The sequence below is a fragment of the Stenotrophomonas sp. JAI102 genome (assembly GCF_013409105.1).
In the GTDB taxonomy this organism is placed as follows: Bacteria; Pseudomonadota; Gammaproteobacteria; order Xanthomonadales; family Xanthomonadaceae; genus Stenotrophomonas; species Stenotrophomonas maltophilia_AA.
On sequence record NZ_JACCCI010000005.1, the window covers coordinates 103,491 to 117,200 of the forward strand.

A 13,710-nucleotide genomic window follows, 5' to 3' on the forward strand; every position below is an offset into this window, starting at 1 on the left:
GCCGGTGTTTCAGCGCGAGGAACCCGTACCAAACAACGCGTGCTGCTCGCTGCGTCCGACGGCGTCCAATGCCGCCTGCACATCGGCGCGCGCGACGACCTGCCGCCATCGGCGATCGCGCTCGGCGTCACCGGGCAGCGAGGGTACGGTCAGCAGCTGCTGCATGGACATCAGTGCTTCGCTGCGGTGCTCGGTCGAGCGCAGCCGTGCGATCAGCTGTGCGGCGGCCTGGTCCAGCGCATTGTCTTCCAGCAGGGTTTCCACCACGTAGTCTTCGGCGATGTCCTTGTGATCCGCCAGCCAGCGCTGGGCGGTGGCGGCCTGCGCCGTATCGCCCAGCTGGCGGTAGGCGAAGAAGCGCACCCACTGCTGCACGGCCTCACCGTACGGGCTCAGGTTGCTGCCGGTCCTCTCGAGGGTCTCCAGCGCCTCGCGCGGCCGTAGCAGCGACGCCTGCCACGTCGCCAGGTTCAACTGCTGGCTGACGTTGGCCGCGCCTTCCTCGTGGAACGCGGCGGCGGTTTCCAGGGTCGCCAGCCCGGCCTGCGCATCGCCGAGGCGGCGCTGTGCGATGGCGCGGTTGTTGAGCAGCCAGGCAATATCCCCGGAGTGCTCGAAGCTGCGCGGCAGGCTGGTATCAGCCGCCGCGCCGGCGACGCTCCCGGTCATGGCGACCACCTCTTCATGGCGCCCGAGTGCCAGCAGCGCATAGCTCATCTCCACGAGATTGCGGATTTTCTCGGGTGCCAGCAGGTTACCCACGCGCAATGCATCGAGCTCGCGCTGTGCAGACTGCAGCGGGTCGAAGCGCGGACTGTCGCGATCAATGAAGCGGTCGAGCCGCTTGTCCGCCCGCAGGGCGAGGATCGCCATCGGGCTGTCGATCCGTTCCAGTGTCGCGGCGACCCGGTCGTCCTGGCCGCTGTCGATCTGCAACACCGCCAGCCGCTTCCAGAAATCGGTCGGCTCGATATCCTGGGGTTTCCAGCCCTGGTCGAACAGCGCCTGCAGGAAGTCCCGGTAGTCGCTTTCGTGGCCCTGCAGCTGCTGGCCCAGCGATCCGGCCATGGACATGCTGATGTCGGGCAGGAACTGATCGGACAACTGCAGCGAGCGGGTGATCAGACGCGCACCCTCGAGGTGACGGCCCTCCTCCGCATCCAGCACGCCCAACAGATAGAGCGCGCGCGGTTCATCGGGTGTCGATTGTTGGGCGAGTTCAAGATAGCTGCGCGCTGGACCATGCTGGCGAGCCTGCATCGCCACCCAGCCGGCCACGACGTAGGCGTTGACCCGATCAGCATCGGGAATGTCCGCCAGGCCGGGATCCGCCAGCAGCCGCTCGAACGTGATCAGTGCGCCCAGCGTGTCACCCTGCTCGCCTTGCTGCATGGCGTCGCGCAGGGCGTCCTGCAGTGCTTGTACGTGAGCGCTGTCGACTGGCGCGCGGGTATCGACCGATGCCTGCACCGGTACGGCAATGGCCTGGGCCAGGGCGATCAACAGGGCGAGGCTGTGGGGTCGCAGATGCAGCATGCGGCGCTTCCTTCCATGGCGTGAATCCTGATTGGAACCCGACGGGCCGTGGCGGCACAAGCGACCTGTGTCAGGGTTTGCAGATCCGCGCGCAGGCCGTATCGTCAATGCCCTTTGGAATGCAGGGATCGCAATGGGACGCAACGCATGGGCAGGAATGATCGCCGCGGCTACCGCTGCGGTGCTCGCATGGACCTTCCTGCGTGCGCCATCGCCGCCATCGCCGCCCGCCGGCCCGCTGCCTACCGTGTTGGGCTGGTCCCCCCAGATCGACAGCATCGCCGGCGATGGCGTCGGCGGCATTGCGGACGGCCCCGCCACCCAGGCACGCTTCGCCGACCCGTATGGGCTGGCCGTCGACGCCCACGGCGTCGTCTACATCGCCGATGCCGGCGACAACAACCGCATCCGTCGCGTGCATCCCGACGGGCGCGTGGACACCCTGGCCGGGCAGGGCGAAGGCTGGCGCGATGGCGCTGCGATGCAGGCGCAGTTCAACACGCCGTCCGGCATCGCAGTGGATGCCGCCGGCACAGTCTTCGTCGCCGACACCGGCAACCATGTCATCCGGCGCATCGCGGTGGATGGCACGGTGAGCACGCTCGCCGGCGATGGCCAGCGGGGGTTCGTCGATGGGCCGGCCGCGCAGGCGCGTTTCGATGGGCCGATGGGCGTGGCGGTGGACGCGGGGGGCCGTGTCTACGTGGCCGATACCTACAACGATCGCATCCGCGTGATCGAGCCCGATGGGCGGGTACACACCGTGGCCGGTGGCGAACGCCCGGGCAACGCCGATGGGAATGGTGCGCTCACGCGGCTGGATACGCCGGTGGCGCTGGCGCTGGATCCGCACGGCAACCTGCTGATCGCCGACCTGTTCAACAACGCGATCCGCCAGCTCGCCCCGGATGGCACGCTCAGTACGCGCGTCGCCGAAGGCGGGCTGCTCAGCGGTCCGCTGTCCCTGGCGGTGACCCATGACGGGGTGATCTATGCCAGCGACATCAATGGCAAGGTGGTGCAGATTTCGGCGCAGGGCCACCAGCTCGCGCTGGCCGGGGTGCCGCCGCAGCCCCGCTTCGCCCGCCCCACCGCGCTCGCGCTGGATGCGGGCGGTGGGCTGTATCTGGCCGATGCCGCGTCCTACCGTGTGCATCGCCTGCGTCCGTTGGCCGCGGGCCAGACCGCACCGCCGGCCCTGATCGGCCCGGCGCCGGACGCCCCGCTGCCCGCCACCGCCGGCCGTTGGCCGCTGGCCCCGCAGGAGGGGTGGCATGAAGTGGTCGGCACGCTGGGTGAGGTCCGCGGTGACTTCAAGGGCGAGAGCCGCCATCACCTGCACGGCGGCTTCGATATCCGCGGCGACGTCGGCCAGCCGGTGCTGGCGATCGCCGATGGCAAGGTCGACACCCCGTTCGCGGCGTGGTCGGTGGGGGGGCAGGCCGAGGGTCTGTCGCTGGGCCGGCTCAAGTACATCCACATGAAGGTCGGTCGCGATCCGCGCGACCGTCCGTTCGATGCGCGCTGGCAGCAGGTGTCCGGTGAAGACGGTAAGTTGGAGCGTATCCGCGTGCGTCGCGGCACCCGCTTCGCCGCAGGTGAAGCGCTCGGCACCATCAACCGCATGGCGCACGTGCACCTGAGCGTGGGGGCCAGCGGTTTCGAGCGCAATGCGGTGGCCCTGGGCTTCTCCGGTTACGCCGATGCCTTCGCGCCGCGCATCACCGACGTGGCCGTACTGGACGATCTCGACCAGCCGATCACGGCCGGCGCCGACGGTCGCGTTGCGATACCGCGCCAAGGCCCGGGGGTGCAGATCGTGGTGGAGGCCTGGGACCAGGTCGACCGCAACCTGCCGCGGCGTCGGCTGGGCCTGTACCAGGTCGGCTACCAGGTGCTGGATGCGCAGGGCCGGCCGCTGGCGGGCTACGAGCAGCCGCGCTTCAACATCGTGTTCAACCGGATGCCGCGCGAAGACAGCGCCACCCGCGTGGCCTATGCACCGGACAGTGGCATCACCGTGCATGGCAGCGCGATCACGCGGTTCCGCTATCTGGTCACCAATACGGTGCGCGATGGGCTGGTCGAGACCGCACGCTGGCAGCCCGATGCGTTGCCGGCCGGTGACTACATCCTGCGTGGCAGTGCGCGCGACTACAGCGGCAACGAAGCGATCGGCACGCGCGATCTGAAGATCACGCTGCTGCCCTGAGCAGTATCAGGCGCCGACGCGCACGCGCTCGGCGTCCATGTCGGCCAGCGGCCGTACCTCGATGCTGCCGAAGCGCGACCACGGGAACTGCTGGGCGATGCGCATCGCCTCTGCTTGGTCGGGGGCGTTGATCAGGTTGAAGCCGGCCAGCAGTTCATGGGTCTCGGCGAACGGGCCATCGGTGATGCGGGCCTGACCCTGGCGCACGCGCAGCGTGCGCGCGCTGTCCACCGGTTCCAGTTGCTGGGCGAGCACCAGCGTGCCCTCGGTCTGCAATGCATCGGCGTGCCGCAGGCAGTCGTGCATCAGGCGGTCGTACTCCTCGCCTGGCAGGGCCTGCAACAGGCCCTCGTCGATGTAGATCAGCAGCAGGAATTGCATGGCCAGGCCAGGGAATGGGCAGGGGCCATCATCATGCCCCAGGCCACGCGGCAGCCGTGTTGCAGCGCGACAGGGCGCGCCTGTTCAGGCTGCCTGCGACGGCCCGGCCGACGGCAGCGGCATTTTTTTTTGCGGGCATGTCGATTTCCGGCGCACTGCAACGTTGTATCCCTTGAACGGCCCAGAGACGGGCCGGCCCTGAAGGAGACACCGATGAAAGTCATGGTACTGGTCAAGGCCACCGCGGCCACCGAGGCCGGACAACTGCCGACCGAGCAGGAGATCCGCGCCATGGGCGCCTACAACGAGCAGCTGGTCCAGGCCGGGATCATGCTGGCCGGCGAGGGCCTGCACCCGACCTCGCGTGCGCGCCGGGTGGCGTTCGGCAGCGAACCGCCGCGCGTGATCGATGGTCCGTTCGCGGAAACCCGCGAGCTGGTCTGCGGCTTCTGGCTCTGGCAGGTCCGTTCGCTGGACGAAGCCACCGAATGGCTGAAGCGTGCGCCGTTCGCGCCGGGCGACGTGGTCGAGCTGCGCCCGATTCTCAGTGCCGAGGATTTCGGCGCGGCCTTCACCCCTGAATTGCAGGCGCAGGAACAGCGTCTGCGCGACCAGATCGGCACTGCCGATTGACCCACCCCTCACCCCTGGAGCATTCCCATGAAACTGATTCCGTTCCTCGGCTTCAACGGCAAGACCCATGAAGCCATGGCCTTCTACGCGCAGGTCCTCGGCGGCAAGGTCACGTCGGAAATGAAGTACCGCGACATGCCACCGATGGAAAGCCAGGAAGGCTGTGGCGAGATGCCGCCGGAGACACTGGACCACGTCGCGCACAGCCAGCTGGAGGTCGGTCCGGCGATCCTGATGGCCGCCGATGGTCCGTCCGCGGAAGGGCAGGGCGGCACCACGATCAACATCGATGTCGACTCGATCGAGGAGGCCGAGCGCGTGTTCAAGGCCCTGGCCGACGGCGGCGACATCAAGATGCCGATCACCGAAACGTTCTGGGCCCATCGCTGGGGCTTTCTGATCGACCGCTACGGCAAACCGTGGATGGTCAATTGCATGAAGCAGCCCTGATCCCCACGTCCAACAGGAAACCCACGCATGTCCAACGCAACGCAACAGATGATCTTCGTCAATCTCCCGGTACGCGACCTGGAGGCCTCCAAGGCGTTCTTCGCCGCGCTTGGTTACACGTTCAACCCGACCTTCACCGATGAGAATGCGGCCTGCATGATCATCAGCGACAGCATCTTCGTGATGCTGCTGGTGGAGTCCTTCTTCGCCCAGTTCACGACCCAGCCGATCAGCGACGCGCGGCGGCAGACCGAGGTGATCACCTGTCTGTCGGCCGAGAGCCGCAAGGCAGTCGATGCGCTGGTGGACACGGCGCTGAAGGCCGGTGCCCGCGAACCGCAGCCGGCGCGCGATTACGGCTTCATGTACCAGCGCGGCTTCCAGGACCTGGACGGCCATCTGTGGGAAATCGCGCACATGGACGGCGAACCCGGGTGATGGCACGGCGCGGTGCGGCTTGTGCCCCGGCCGCACCGGTGCTTTGATCGGCCGCATGGACACGGCACTGACGCAACGACTGGACACGATCTGGCGCATGGAGGCGCCAGTGCTGACCGCCCGCCTGACCCGCCTGCTCGGCGGTGATGTCGGCCGTGCCGAAGAGCTGGTCCAGGACACCTGGCTGGCCGCGCTGGAGCGCTGGCCCAGCCAGGGCGTACCGGACAATCCCGGAGCGTGGCTGATGACCACTGCGCGCAACCGCGCCATCGATGTGCTGCGCCAGCACCAGCGCGTCGCCGGGCAGCACGCGCAGTACGGCAGTGAACTGGAGCCGCTGCCGCTGCCTGCGCCGGATGACAGCGATGCGCTGGAAGACGACATCGGCGATGACCTGCTGCGGCTGATGTTCGTGGCCTGTCATCCGGTGCTGGCGGCCGACGCACGGGTGGCGCTCACCCTGCGCCTGCTGGGCGGGCTGACCACCGATGAGATCGCACGGGCCTTCCTCGCGCCCGAGCCGACCATCGCCCAGCGCATCGTGCGTGCCAAGCGTACGCTGGCGCAGAAGCAGGTGCCGTTCGAAGTGCCGCGCCAGGCGGCGTTGCCGGAGCGCTTGGCGTCGGTGCTGGAGGTGGTCTATCTCATCTTCAACGAAGGCTACGCCGCGAGTGCCGGCGATGACTGGATGCGTCCGGCGCTGTGCGATGAAGCACTGCGGCTGGGCCGCGTGCTCGCCAGTCGGTTGCCGACCTGGCCGCAGGTGAAGGGGCTGCTCGCCCTGATGGAGCTGCAGGCCTCGCGCACCGCCGCGCGCACGGATGCCACCGGCACGCCGATCCTGCTGCCCGATCAGGACCGCGCGCGCTGGGACTGGCTGCAGATCGGCCGCGGGCAGGCGGCGCTGCAGCAGGCGGTGGCGCTGGGGGGCAGCGAGGATCCGTACGTCCTGCAGGCGGCCATCGCCGAGTGCCATGCGCGCGCGCGCCGTGCCGAAGACACCGATTGGACGCGGATGACGGCGCTCTATGCGCGCCTGGCCCAGCGCCAGCCGTCGCCGGTGATCGCCTTGAACCATGCGGTCGCCCTGTCGCGCGCGGAGGGTGCGGCTGCGGCATGGCCTCTGGTCGATGCGCTCGCTGGCGACGCACGGCTGCGCGACTACGCGCCGCTGGCCGCGGTCCAGGGTGATCTCCTTGCCCAGCTGGGTCGCAGCGCCGAAGCTCGCGCCGCCTTTGTCCGCGCGGCCGGGCTGACCGGCAACGCGCGCGAGCGCGCGGTTCTGGAGGCGCGGGCCCAGGCCCTCGCAGAAGGCTGACGTAATCACCTCTTGCCCACGCCTAAGCTAAGGGCTATCGTTCCGCGCATTCAAGTTGCCGCTCCCGGGATCGTCCTTGGGCCGGACAACGACAAGGATCGCAGGCAGATGGTTTCAGGGAAGAAGCGGACGCGCACGGTTGGCGCGTGGGTGGTGTTGTGCCTGTTGATGGTGACCGGGGGCGCTTACGCCGCCGACAAGTCCCAGCAGGTCTACTGGGCCGGCTTCGCCTTTACCGGTGAAGCATCGGCACGCAACGACGTGGCTCCGCATAGCACCCGGGTCATCCAGGCCCGCGGCGCGGACACCCTGAACCAGCAGCTGAGCGCGGCCCTGCGCCGTCAGCCACCGGCACACCTGCAGCTGATCAGCGACCAGCTGGCCAAGCTCGATGGCACTACCAGCGCCACCGTGCTGGCTGCTGCACTCGACCGCGAACTGGTCTCGGTCGAGCCGATCGGCGACCAGTACAAGGTGCTGGTGGAAGTGGCGCTGCAGGCGCTGTTCTTCGATTTCCGCGAGCGCCAGGTGGTGGCCTCCTATCCGCTCACCCTGCAGCGCATCGACCTGCTGGAGTATCGCCCGGACCAGGACGAGATTGACGCGATAGTCGCCGACCTGCTTTACGGCGGGGCGGCCACCGGCCTGCCCACGGTGCTGGCCAATACCCTGGCCAACGCCCAGTTGCCCAACGCCTCGGTCCGCCGCCTGCAGGTTGGCGCGGTGACCTTGTCCGATGCCGCGCGCGCCAAGCTGCCCAATCCGGCGATGGAAGCGCCGCTGCGCGCCACGCTGGCCCACGAACTGTCCAAGGCGCTGTCGTCCAGCACCGGCATCGGCCTGTTGCCGCCGGCCAGCGGCGAGGCGATCGGCGGGGCGATGGCGGCGCGCTTTGCCGACGGCAAGGTCTACCAGTTGAAAATTCCCGAGCCGGACTACGTGATCAAGCTGCAGCTGGATGCGATGAAGAGCGGGGTGGTCAGCGAAACGCCGGTGATGAAGACCATGCTGTTCGGCGCGTTCTTCCAGGTGTCGGTGGTCGAGCCGTTCTCCGGCAAGGTGTACTTCGACCAGCCGCTGCGCAAGGGCGCCACCAAGGTGGTGCCGGTCACCCAGTGGCAGGTCGACCAGTGGTCGGCCGGCTATGAAACCGTGCTGGCCGGGCTGGACGCCTTCGCCGGCGCCGCCGCCAAGCGCGCCGATGCGCGCGCCTGGCTGAACGAACAGAAGCCGGGCGGACGCCCGCTGCAGCAACAGACCCAGGCCCTCCAGGAGTTGATCAATTCATGTCGTTGATTCGTACCGTACTGCTGATTCTCATCGCGCTGCTGGTGACCGCTCCGGTCGCCGCGCAGACCGCCAGTTCGCGTGGCACCGGGTCGGCCAGCTATGGCCTGCGCTTGAGCGCGGACACCCGTGCGCAGGCACTGAACAAGGCCAAGGTCAACGCGCTTGAGGCTTACATCGCCGAATCGGGCGCGGCCAAGCTGCGCCTGTTCGAGGCGCGCCGCGCCGAAATGATCGGCGAGATCGATCGCTACGTGCTGTCGGCGGTGCCGCTGTCCGAAGACGAAGACAAGAAGGCCAAGACCTACTCGGTCACCGTCCGTGCCGAAATCAACACCACCCTGCTGCAGACCAAGCTGGATGCCGGTTCGGCCGTGGCCGGTGCGCGCAGCAACGAGCGTTCGCTGCTGACCTTCCTGTTCATGGCGCGCTCGCAGGACACCGTGCAGTCGTTCCAGGACAAGGAATACCGCCGCGTCGACGCCAGCCGCAGCTATGACGAAAAGACCCGCGAAGGCGACAGCTTCCGCGGCAACTCGGTCAGCACCAACGGCAGCATCAACCAGAACGCGTCGGTGTCGGTCACCAGCGGCGGCAGCACCACTGCGCGCAGCGACAACATCAGCTGGAAGGTGGCCAACGCCGCCGAAGTCAACACCGCCATGACCGGCGCCTTCAGCAGCGCCGGCTATGAAGTGGTCGAAGCGGAATATGTGGAAGGCGAAAGCCGCGGCCTGCTCAGCATCGAGCGCATCCGCAAGGACTTCAGCACCGGCAACGACCTGTCCGCGGCCACCCTGCGCGACACCGCCAACGGCATCCGCGCGGCCAACATCCCCTACATCGCGGTGGGCACGCTGGATATCGGCATGCGCGACCGTGACCCGGTCTCGGGCAACACCCGCGTGTATGTGACCGTGACCGGCAAGGTGCTGGACGTGACCGGGCGCTTCCCGCGCACCGTGTCCTCGGTCGGCCCGGTGCAGTACGCCGGCCTGGGCCCGAATGAAACCGTGGCCCGTACCAATGCCCTGCGCGAAGCGGCCGAGAAGGCTGCCCAGCAGATGATCAACGAACTCAACGTCAAGGCCGTGCGCTGATCCAGCGCAGGCCAATGCCTGCCGACCAACGGTCGGCAGCTACCCGCACGACGGCCGGCCGATGGTCGGCAACAACCCACCCATAAGGAATCCCTCATGATCCGCAAGACCCTGATCGCACTGGCCATCGCCACCACCTTCGCCGCCCCGGCCCACGCCCAGCTCGGCAAGCTCAAGGGCCTGGTCGGCGGCGGCGACAGCGCCGCCTCCAGCAGCGCCGCAGCCCCCGACGCAGCCGCGCAGGAAGCCCTGGTGCGTCGTTTCGTCAGCTCGCAGTCGCATTCGCTGCAGGCCCAGGCCTCGTTCGCCCGCGCCTTTGGCCTGGCCGAACAGGTGCAGCTGCTGGAAGCCGAGCGCACCGCGCTGTCGTCCGGTTCGGTCAACGTCGACCAGATGAAGAAGTCGGTGTCGGTGAGCGAAAACGCCCAGGCCGCGATCAACGAGCGCGTCGCCGCGCAGCCGGAACTGAGCGCCGAGTCCAAGAAGCATTACGCCGACGGCCTGGTGGCCCTGGTCGCCTCGGCTGCCGAAGGCCAGAAGCTGAGCGGTGAAGCCAGCAACTTCGCCGCCGGCATGAAGAGCCTGGGCGCCACCCAGCTGGCCACCGCCGGCCGCAAGCTGGCTGCCGGCGCCTGGGTTGCCAAGGAATCGCCGGGCTACCTGAAGGGCCTGTACACCTCCTCCAAGTCGGCGATGACCTTCGCCCGCGCCAGCAAGATCAAGGTGCCGGGCAATGCCGATTCGATGCTTGACGGCCTGAACTGATCCAAGGACGGCCACGCATGCAGACCTCCATCCGACTGTTGAGCCTGGCCCTCACCGCCACCCTGCTTGCCGCCTGCGGCAAGCAGGAGGCAGCGGTGGAGGAAATACCGGCCAAGCCTGAATCCAAGCTGGCCCAACCGGCCGACGAACCGCTGCGCGGCGCCCCGGATTTCGGCGGCACCACCCAGGTGGCGCGCGAAGCCGAGGGCATCGGCAGCACGCCGGAGCTGGCGGTGTTGGCGGCGCTGCAGTCGGCCGTGGCCCAGGTCAACGGCGTGCGCGTGGCCAGCCAGATGCAGGGCATCCGCGCCGGTCTGCATGTAGACGTGGACGGCGAGCACGTCGGCGATATCCGCGCCGACGCGTTCTCCCAGCAGATGATCGCCGCCTCGCAGGGGGCGGTGCTGGGCTATGAAATCCTCTCGCAGGACGAAGTTACCCAGCTCGATGAAGAAGTGATCGCGCGCGTACGCGCCAGCGATGCCGGCTTCACCTATTCGGCCTCCGCCTCGGCCAGTGGCTCGGCGCAGGCCAGTGCCGAAGCCAGCGATGGCGTCGGCTCGGCTTCGGCCAGCATCAAGGAAAGCTATAAGGAACAGGCCAAGCTGGAGGCCAAGCGCGGCGCGCAGTCGTTCGAATCGGACGTCAACCGCCGCACCCTGCGCAGCTACTGGAAGGTGCGGATCAAGGCGGATATCGCCAAGTACCGTGCACCGGACGAACAGGGCCGGCCGAAGATCGTGGTGGCCCAGCCGCATGTGCGCGCCGGTACCTATGCGGTCGGCGACGGCCGGGTCGACAGCGACGAAGTGGCCCGCGCGATCCGCGCCCGGCTCAACGACACGCTGACCCAGACCAAGCGTTTCATCGTGCTCGACCGTGAGTTCGGCGAGGAAATGCAGGCCGAGATCGACCACATCAACAGCGGCAACGTGCGCCTGCAGGACACCGCGCGGCTGGGCCAGCAGCTGGCCACCGACCTGATCCTGATCCCCTCCATCGAACGCTTCGAGTACCCGCGCAGCGTGCGCCAGCTGCGCATGTCCGACCGCCAGGTCAGCTCGTACTCCGGTGGTGGCCGCATCACCCTGCGGCTGATCAACGCCGCGACCGGCGAGGTGGTGATGTCCGACAGCTTCGACCACCAGCTGGCCTCGACCGGCCCGAGCACCCTGCCCCGGGTGGTCAATGGCAAGGGCATGGCCGCGGCGATGATGGATTCGTTGTCCGGCCAGATCGGCAGCGCGATCATCACCGAGATCTTCCCGGTGTCGGTGGTGTCGATGAGCGGCGACCAGGTGGTGTTGAGCCAGGGCGGCGACTCGCTGCAGGTCGGCCAGCGCTGGCAGGCGGTGATGCTGGGCGAAGCCCTCAAGGATCCGCAGACCGGCCGTTCGCTGGGCCGCACCGAGACCCCGTGCTGCACCATCCGCATCGACCGGGTGGCCGCGCAGACCTCCTACGGCACCCTGGAAGGCGCTGCGGACCTGGGCGGCGGCAGCTTCAAGCCCGGTGCGATCGAACTGCGCCAGAAGGCCGCGCCGGTGAAGGCCGCCGCGACCGCTACGGCAGCGGGCACGGCCAAGCCGGCAGCCCGGCGTGCGGCGGCCCCGAAGCCGGCGGCGCCGGCCGAAGACCCGAACTGGTAACGGGCCAACCGTAGCTGGCCGGAGCGTGGGGCCGGGCGTTGCCCGGCTACCGGTTGCATCCGCTGCCGGGTCGCCGGCCGGGCAGAGCCTGCCGCTGCGTCCATCGCCTACACTCGGGATCCAAGTTGTCCCGTGTGTGGAGAGAGAACGATGAAGCGAGTAGTACTGAGCGTGCTGGCCCTGTCGGTGTCCAGCGCCCTGATGGCGGCAACGCCGAAGTTCGATGGCGCGCGGATCTCCGCCGACGTCAAGGAACTGGCCTCGGATGCCTACGAGGGCCGCTCGCCGGCCACGGCCGGTGAAGAGAAAACCATCGCCTTCCTGAGCAAGCAGTTCGCGGCGGCCGGGCTGCAGCCGGGCGGCGACCTCAAGGACGGCAAGCGCCTGTGGACCCAGGCCGTGCCGCTGCTCAAGGGCGATATCGTCGGTACCCCGAGCCTGTCGCTGGGCAGCAAGGGCAAGCCGCAGACGCTGAGCCAGGGCAAGGAAATCGCCGTGCGCGCCGCCATGAACGGTGCCAGCGAAGTCGACATCAAGAACGCGCCGCTGGTCTTCCTCGGCTACGGCGTCAAGGCCGGCGAGCGCAACTGGGACGACTTCAAGGGCGTGGACCTGAAGGGCAAGATCGCCGTCGTGCTGATCAACGACCCGGACTTCGAGTCCGGCCAGGGCGACTTCGACGGCAAGGGCATGACCTACTACGGTCGCTGGACCTACAAGTACGAAGAAGGCGCGCGCCAGGGTGCTCTCGGCGTGCTGATCGTGCACGAAACCGCACCGGCCTCGTACGGCTGGGCCACCGTGGCCGGTTCCAACACCAACACCATGTTCGACGTGGTCCGCGACAACCCCGCCGAAGCGCATCCGCTGCTGGAAGGCTGGATCCAGCGCGACCTGGCGGTGGAGCTGTTCAAGCGCTCGGGCCTGGATTTCGAGGCGCTCAAGAAGCAGGCGCAGACCCGTGACTTCAAGCCGGTCGAGCTGAAGGGCGAAACCTTCTCGGCCAAGTACGCGGTCAAGACCGAGGTGATCACCTCGCACAACGTGGCCGCGCGCCTGGAAGGCAGCAAGCATCCCGACGAGACCGTGATCTACAGCGCGCACTGGGATCACATCGGCGTGGGCAAGCCGGACGCGAACGGCGACACCATCTTCAACGGCGCGCTGGACAACGCCAGTGGCACCGCCTCGCTGGTCGAGCTGGCCCGCGGCTTCGCCAAGGCCAAGCGACCGGAACGTTCGGTGCTGTTCCTGGCGGTGACCGCCGAGGAGAAGGGGCTGCTGGGCTCGGAGTACTACGCCAGCCACCCGCTGTACCCGCTGGGCAAGACCGTGGCGCTGATCAACATGGACGGCATGGCGCCCTTCAGCCCGTCGCGTGATTTCGGCATCTACGGTTCGGCCAAGCTGGAACTGCTCGACCAGCTCAAGGACGTCGCCAAGGGCTGGGACATCCGCTACACGCCGGATCCCAAGCCGGAAGCCGGCCTGTTCTTCCGCTCCGATCACTTCCCGTTCGCCAAGCGCGGCGTGCCGGCGGTGTCGTACTCGGCGGGCCAGGACTGGGTGGAGGGGGGCGTCGCCGCCGGCAAGGCGGCTTCCGATGACTACACCGCCAAGCGCTACCACCAGCAGGGCGACGAGTGGCAGCCGGACTGGACCTTCGCCGGTGCCTCGCGCGATCTGGAAGTGCTGTACACGCTGGGCAACCAGCTGGCCAACTCACGTGCCTGGCCGAACTGGAGCGACGACTCCCAGTTCCGTGCCCCGCGCGATGCCAGCGCCGCCGAGCGGAAATAAGACCGCGTCCGGCCGGCACGCCGGCCGGACCCCCCTGTAGAGCCACGCCACGCGTGGCTTCGCGGTGCCGGACCGAAGAACAGCCACCCATGGGGTGGCTCTACACCGCTTCGTCCCACCATTCCCCGCCTTCGTCGCATG

General features: G+C 68.2%; 12 protein-coding genes. 10 read left to right on the forward strand and 2 right to left on the reverse strand.

The window, feature by feature from the left end; all coding sequences use genetic code 11:
• Positions 1-9: 9 nt before the first annotated feature.
• Positions 10-1,536, reverse strand: coding sequence for a hypothetical protein (locus tag HDC96_RS17615; protein WP_179461082.1), 1,527 nt, complete (start codon positions 1,534-1,536; stop codon positions 10-12).
• A gap of 133 nt (positions 1,537-1,669) precedes the next feature.
• On the opposite strand from HDC96_RS17615, the gene HDC96_RS17620 reads away from it, so the two are divergent.
• A complete protein-coding gene (locus tag HDC96_RS17620; protein WP_257018792.1) occupies positions 1,670-3,748 on the forward strand; it encodes an SMP-30/gluconolactonase/LRE family protein in 2,079 nt (692 codons plus the stop codon).
• A gap of 6 nt (positions 3,749-3,754) precedes the next feature.
• Here HDC96_RS17620 and HDC96_RS17625 read toward each other — a convergent pair whose 3' ends face one another.
• Positions 3,755-4,129 carry a YciI family protein gene (locus HDC96_RS17625; RefSeq protein WP_179461083.1) on the reverse strand — a complete coding sequence of 125 codons (375 nt, stop codon included), beginning with the start codon at positions 4,127-4,129 and terminating at the stop codon, positions 3,755-3,757.
• A gap of 213 nt (positions 4,130-4,342) precedes the next feature.
• Between HDC96_RS17625 and HDC96_RS17630 the strand changes: the two genes are divergently transcribed.
• The 9 genes from HDC96_RS17630 (at position 4,343) to HDC96_RS17670 (ending at position 13,569) form a co-directional block, all read left to right on the forward strand.
• On the forward strand, positions 4,343-4,762 hold the full coding sequence (locus tag HDC96_RS17630) for a YciI family protein (protein ID WP_179461084.1): 420 nt from the start codon (positions 4,343-4,345) through the stop codon (positions 4,760-4,762).
• Between the two features lie 27 nt (positions 4,763-4,789).
• Complete coding sequence (locus HDC96_RS17635) at positions 4,790-5,212, forward strand: VOC family protein (protein ID WP_179461085.1); 423 nt, start codon at positions 4,790-4,792, stop codon at positions 5,210-5,212.
• Positions 5,213-5,239: 27 nt separating this feature from the next.
• Positions 5,240-5,650 carry a VOC family protein gene (locus tag HDC96_RS17640; protein ID WP_179461086.1) on the forward strand — a complete coding sequence of 137 codons (411 nt, stop codon included), beginning with the start codon at positions 5,240-5,242 and terminating at the stop codon, positions 5,648-5,650.
• A 55-nt stretch (positions 5,651-5,705) separates the two neighbouring features.
• The gene (locus HDC96_RS17645; RefSeq protein ID WP_179461087.1) at positions 5,706-6,968 is read left to right on the forward strand and encodes a sigma-70 family RNA polymerase sigma factor; all 1,263 of its coding nucleotides are present in this window, start codon (positions 5,706-5,708) and stop codon (positions 6,966-6,968) included.
• A 168-nt stretch (positions 6,969-7,136) separates the two neighbouring features.
• Complete coding sequence (locus HDC96_RS17650) at positions 7,137-8,264, forward strand: hypothetical protein (protein WP_179461118.1); 1,128 nt, start codon at positions 7,137-7,139, stop codon at positions 8,262-8,264.
• Positions 8,255-9,355 carry a hypothetical protein gene (locus HDC96_RS17655; protein WP_179461088.1) on the forward strand — a complete coding sequence of 367 codons (1,101 nt, stop codon included), beginning with the start codon at positions 8,255-8,257 and terminating at the stop codon, positions 9,353-9,355. The genes HDC96_RS17650 and HDC96_RS17655 overlap by 10 nt, the downstream gene beginning before the upstream one ends.
• Before the next feature lie 96 nt (positions 9,356-9,451).
• Entirely contained in the window at positions 9,452-10,120 is a 669-nt protein-coding gene (locus HDC96_RS17660) for a hypothetical protein (protein ID WP_179461089.1), read from the forward strand.
• A gap of 17 nt (positions 10,121-10,137) precedes the next feature.
• The gene (locus HDC96_RS17665) at positions 10,138-11,769 is read left to right on the forward strand and encodes a CsgG/HfaB family protein (protein WP_179461090.1); all 1,632 of its coding nucleotides are present in this window, start codon (positions 10,138-10,140) and stop codon (positions 11,767-11,769) included.
• A gap of 150 nt (positions 11,770-11,919) precedes the next feature.
• A complete protein-coding gene (locus tag HDC96_RS17670; protein WP_179461091.1) occupies positions 11,920-13,569 on the forward strand; it encodes a M28 family metallopeptidase in 1,650 nt (549 codons plus the stop codon).
• Positions 13,570-13,710: the final 141 nt, after the last annotated feature.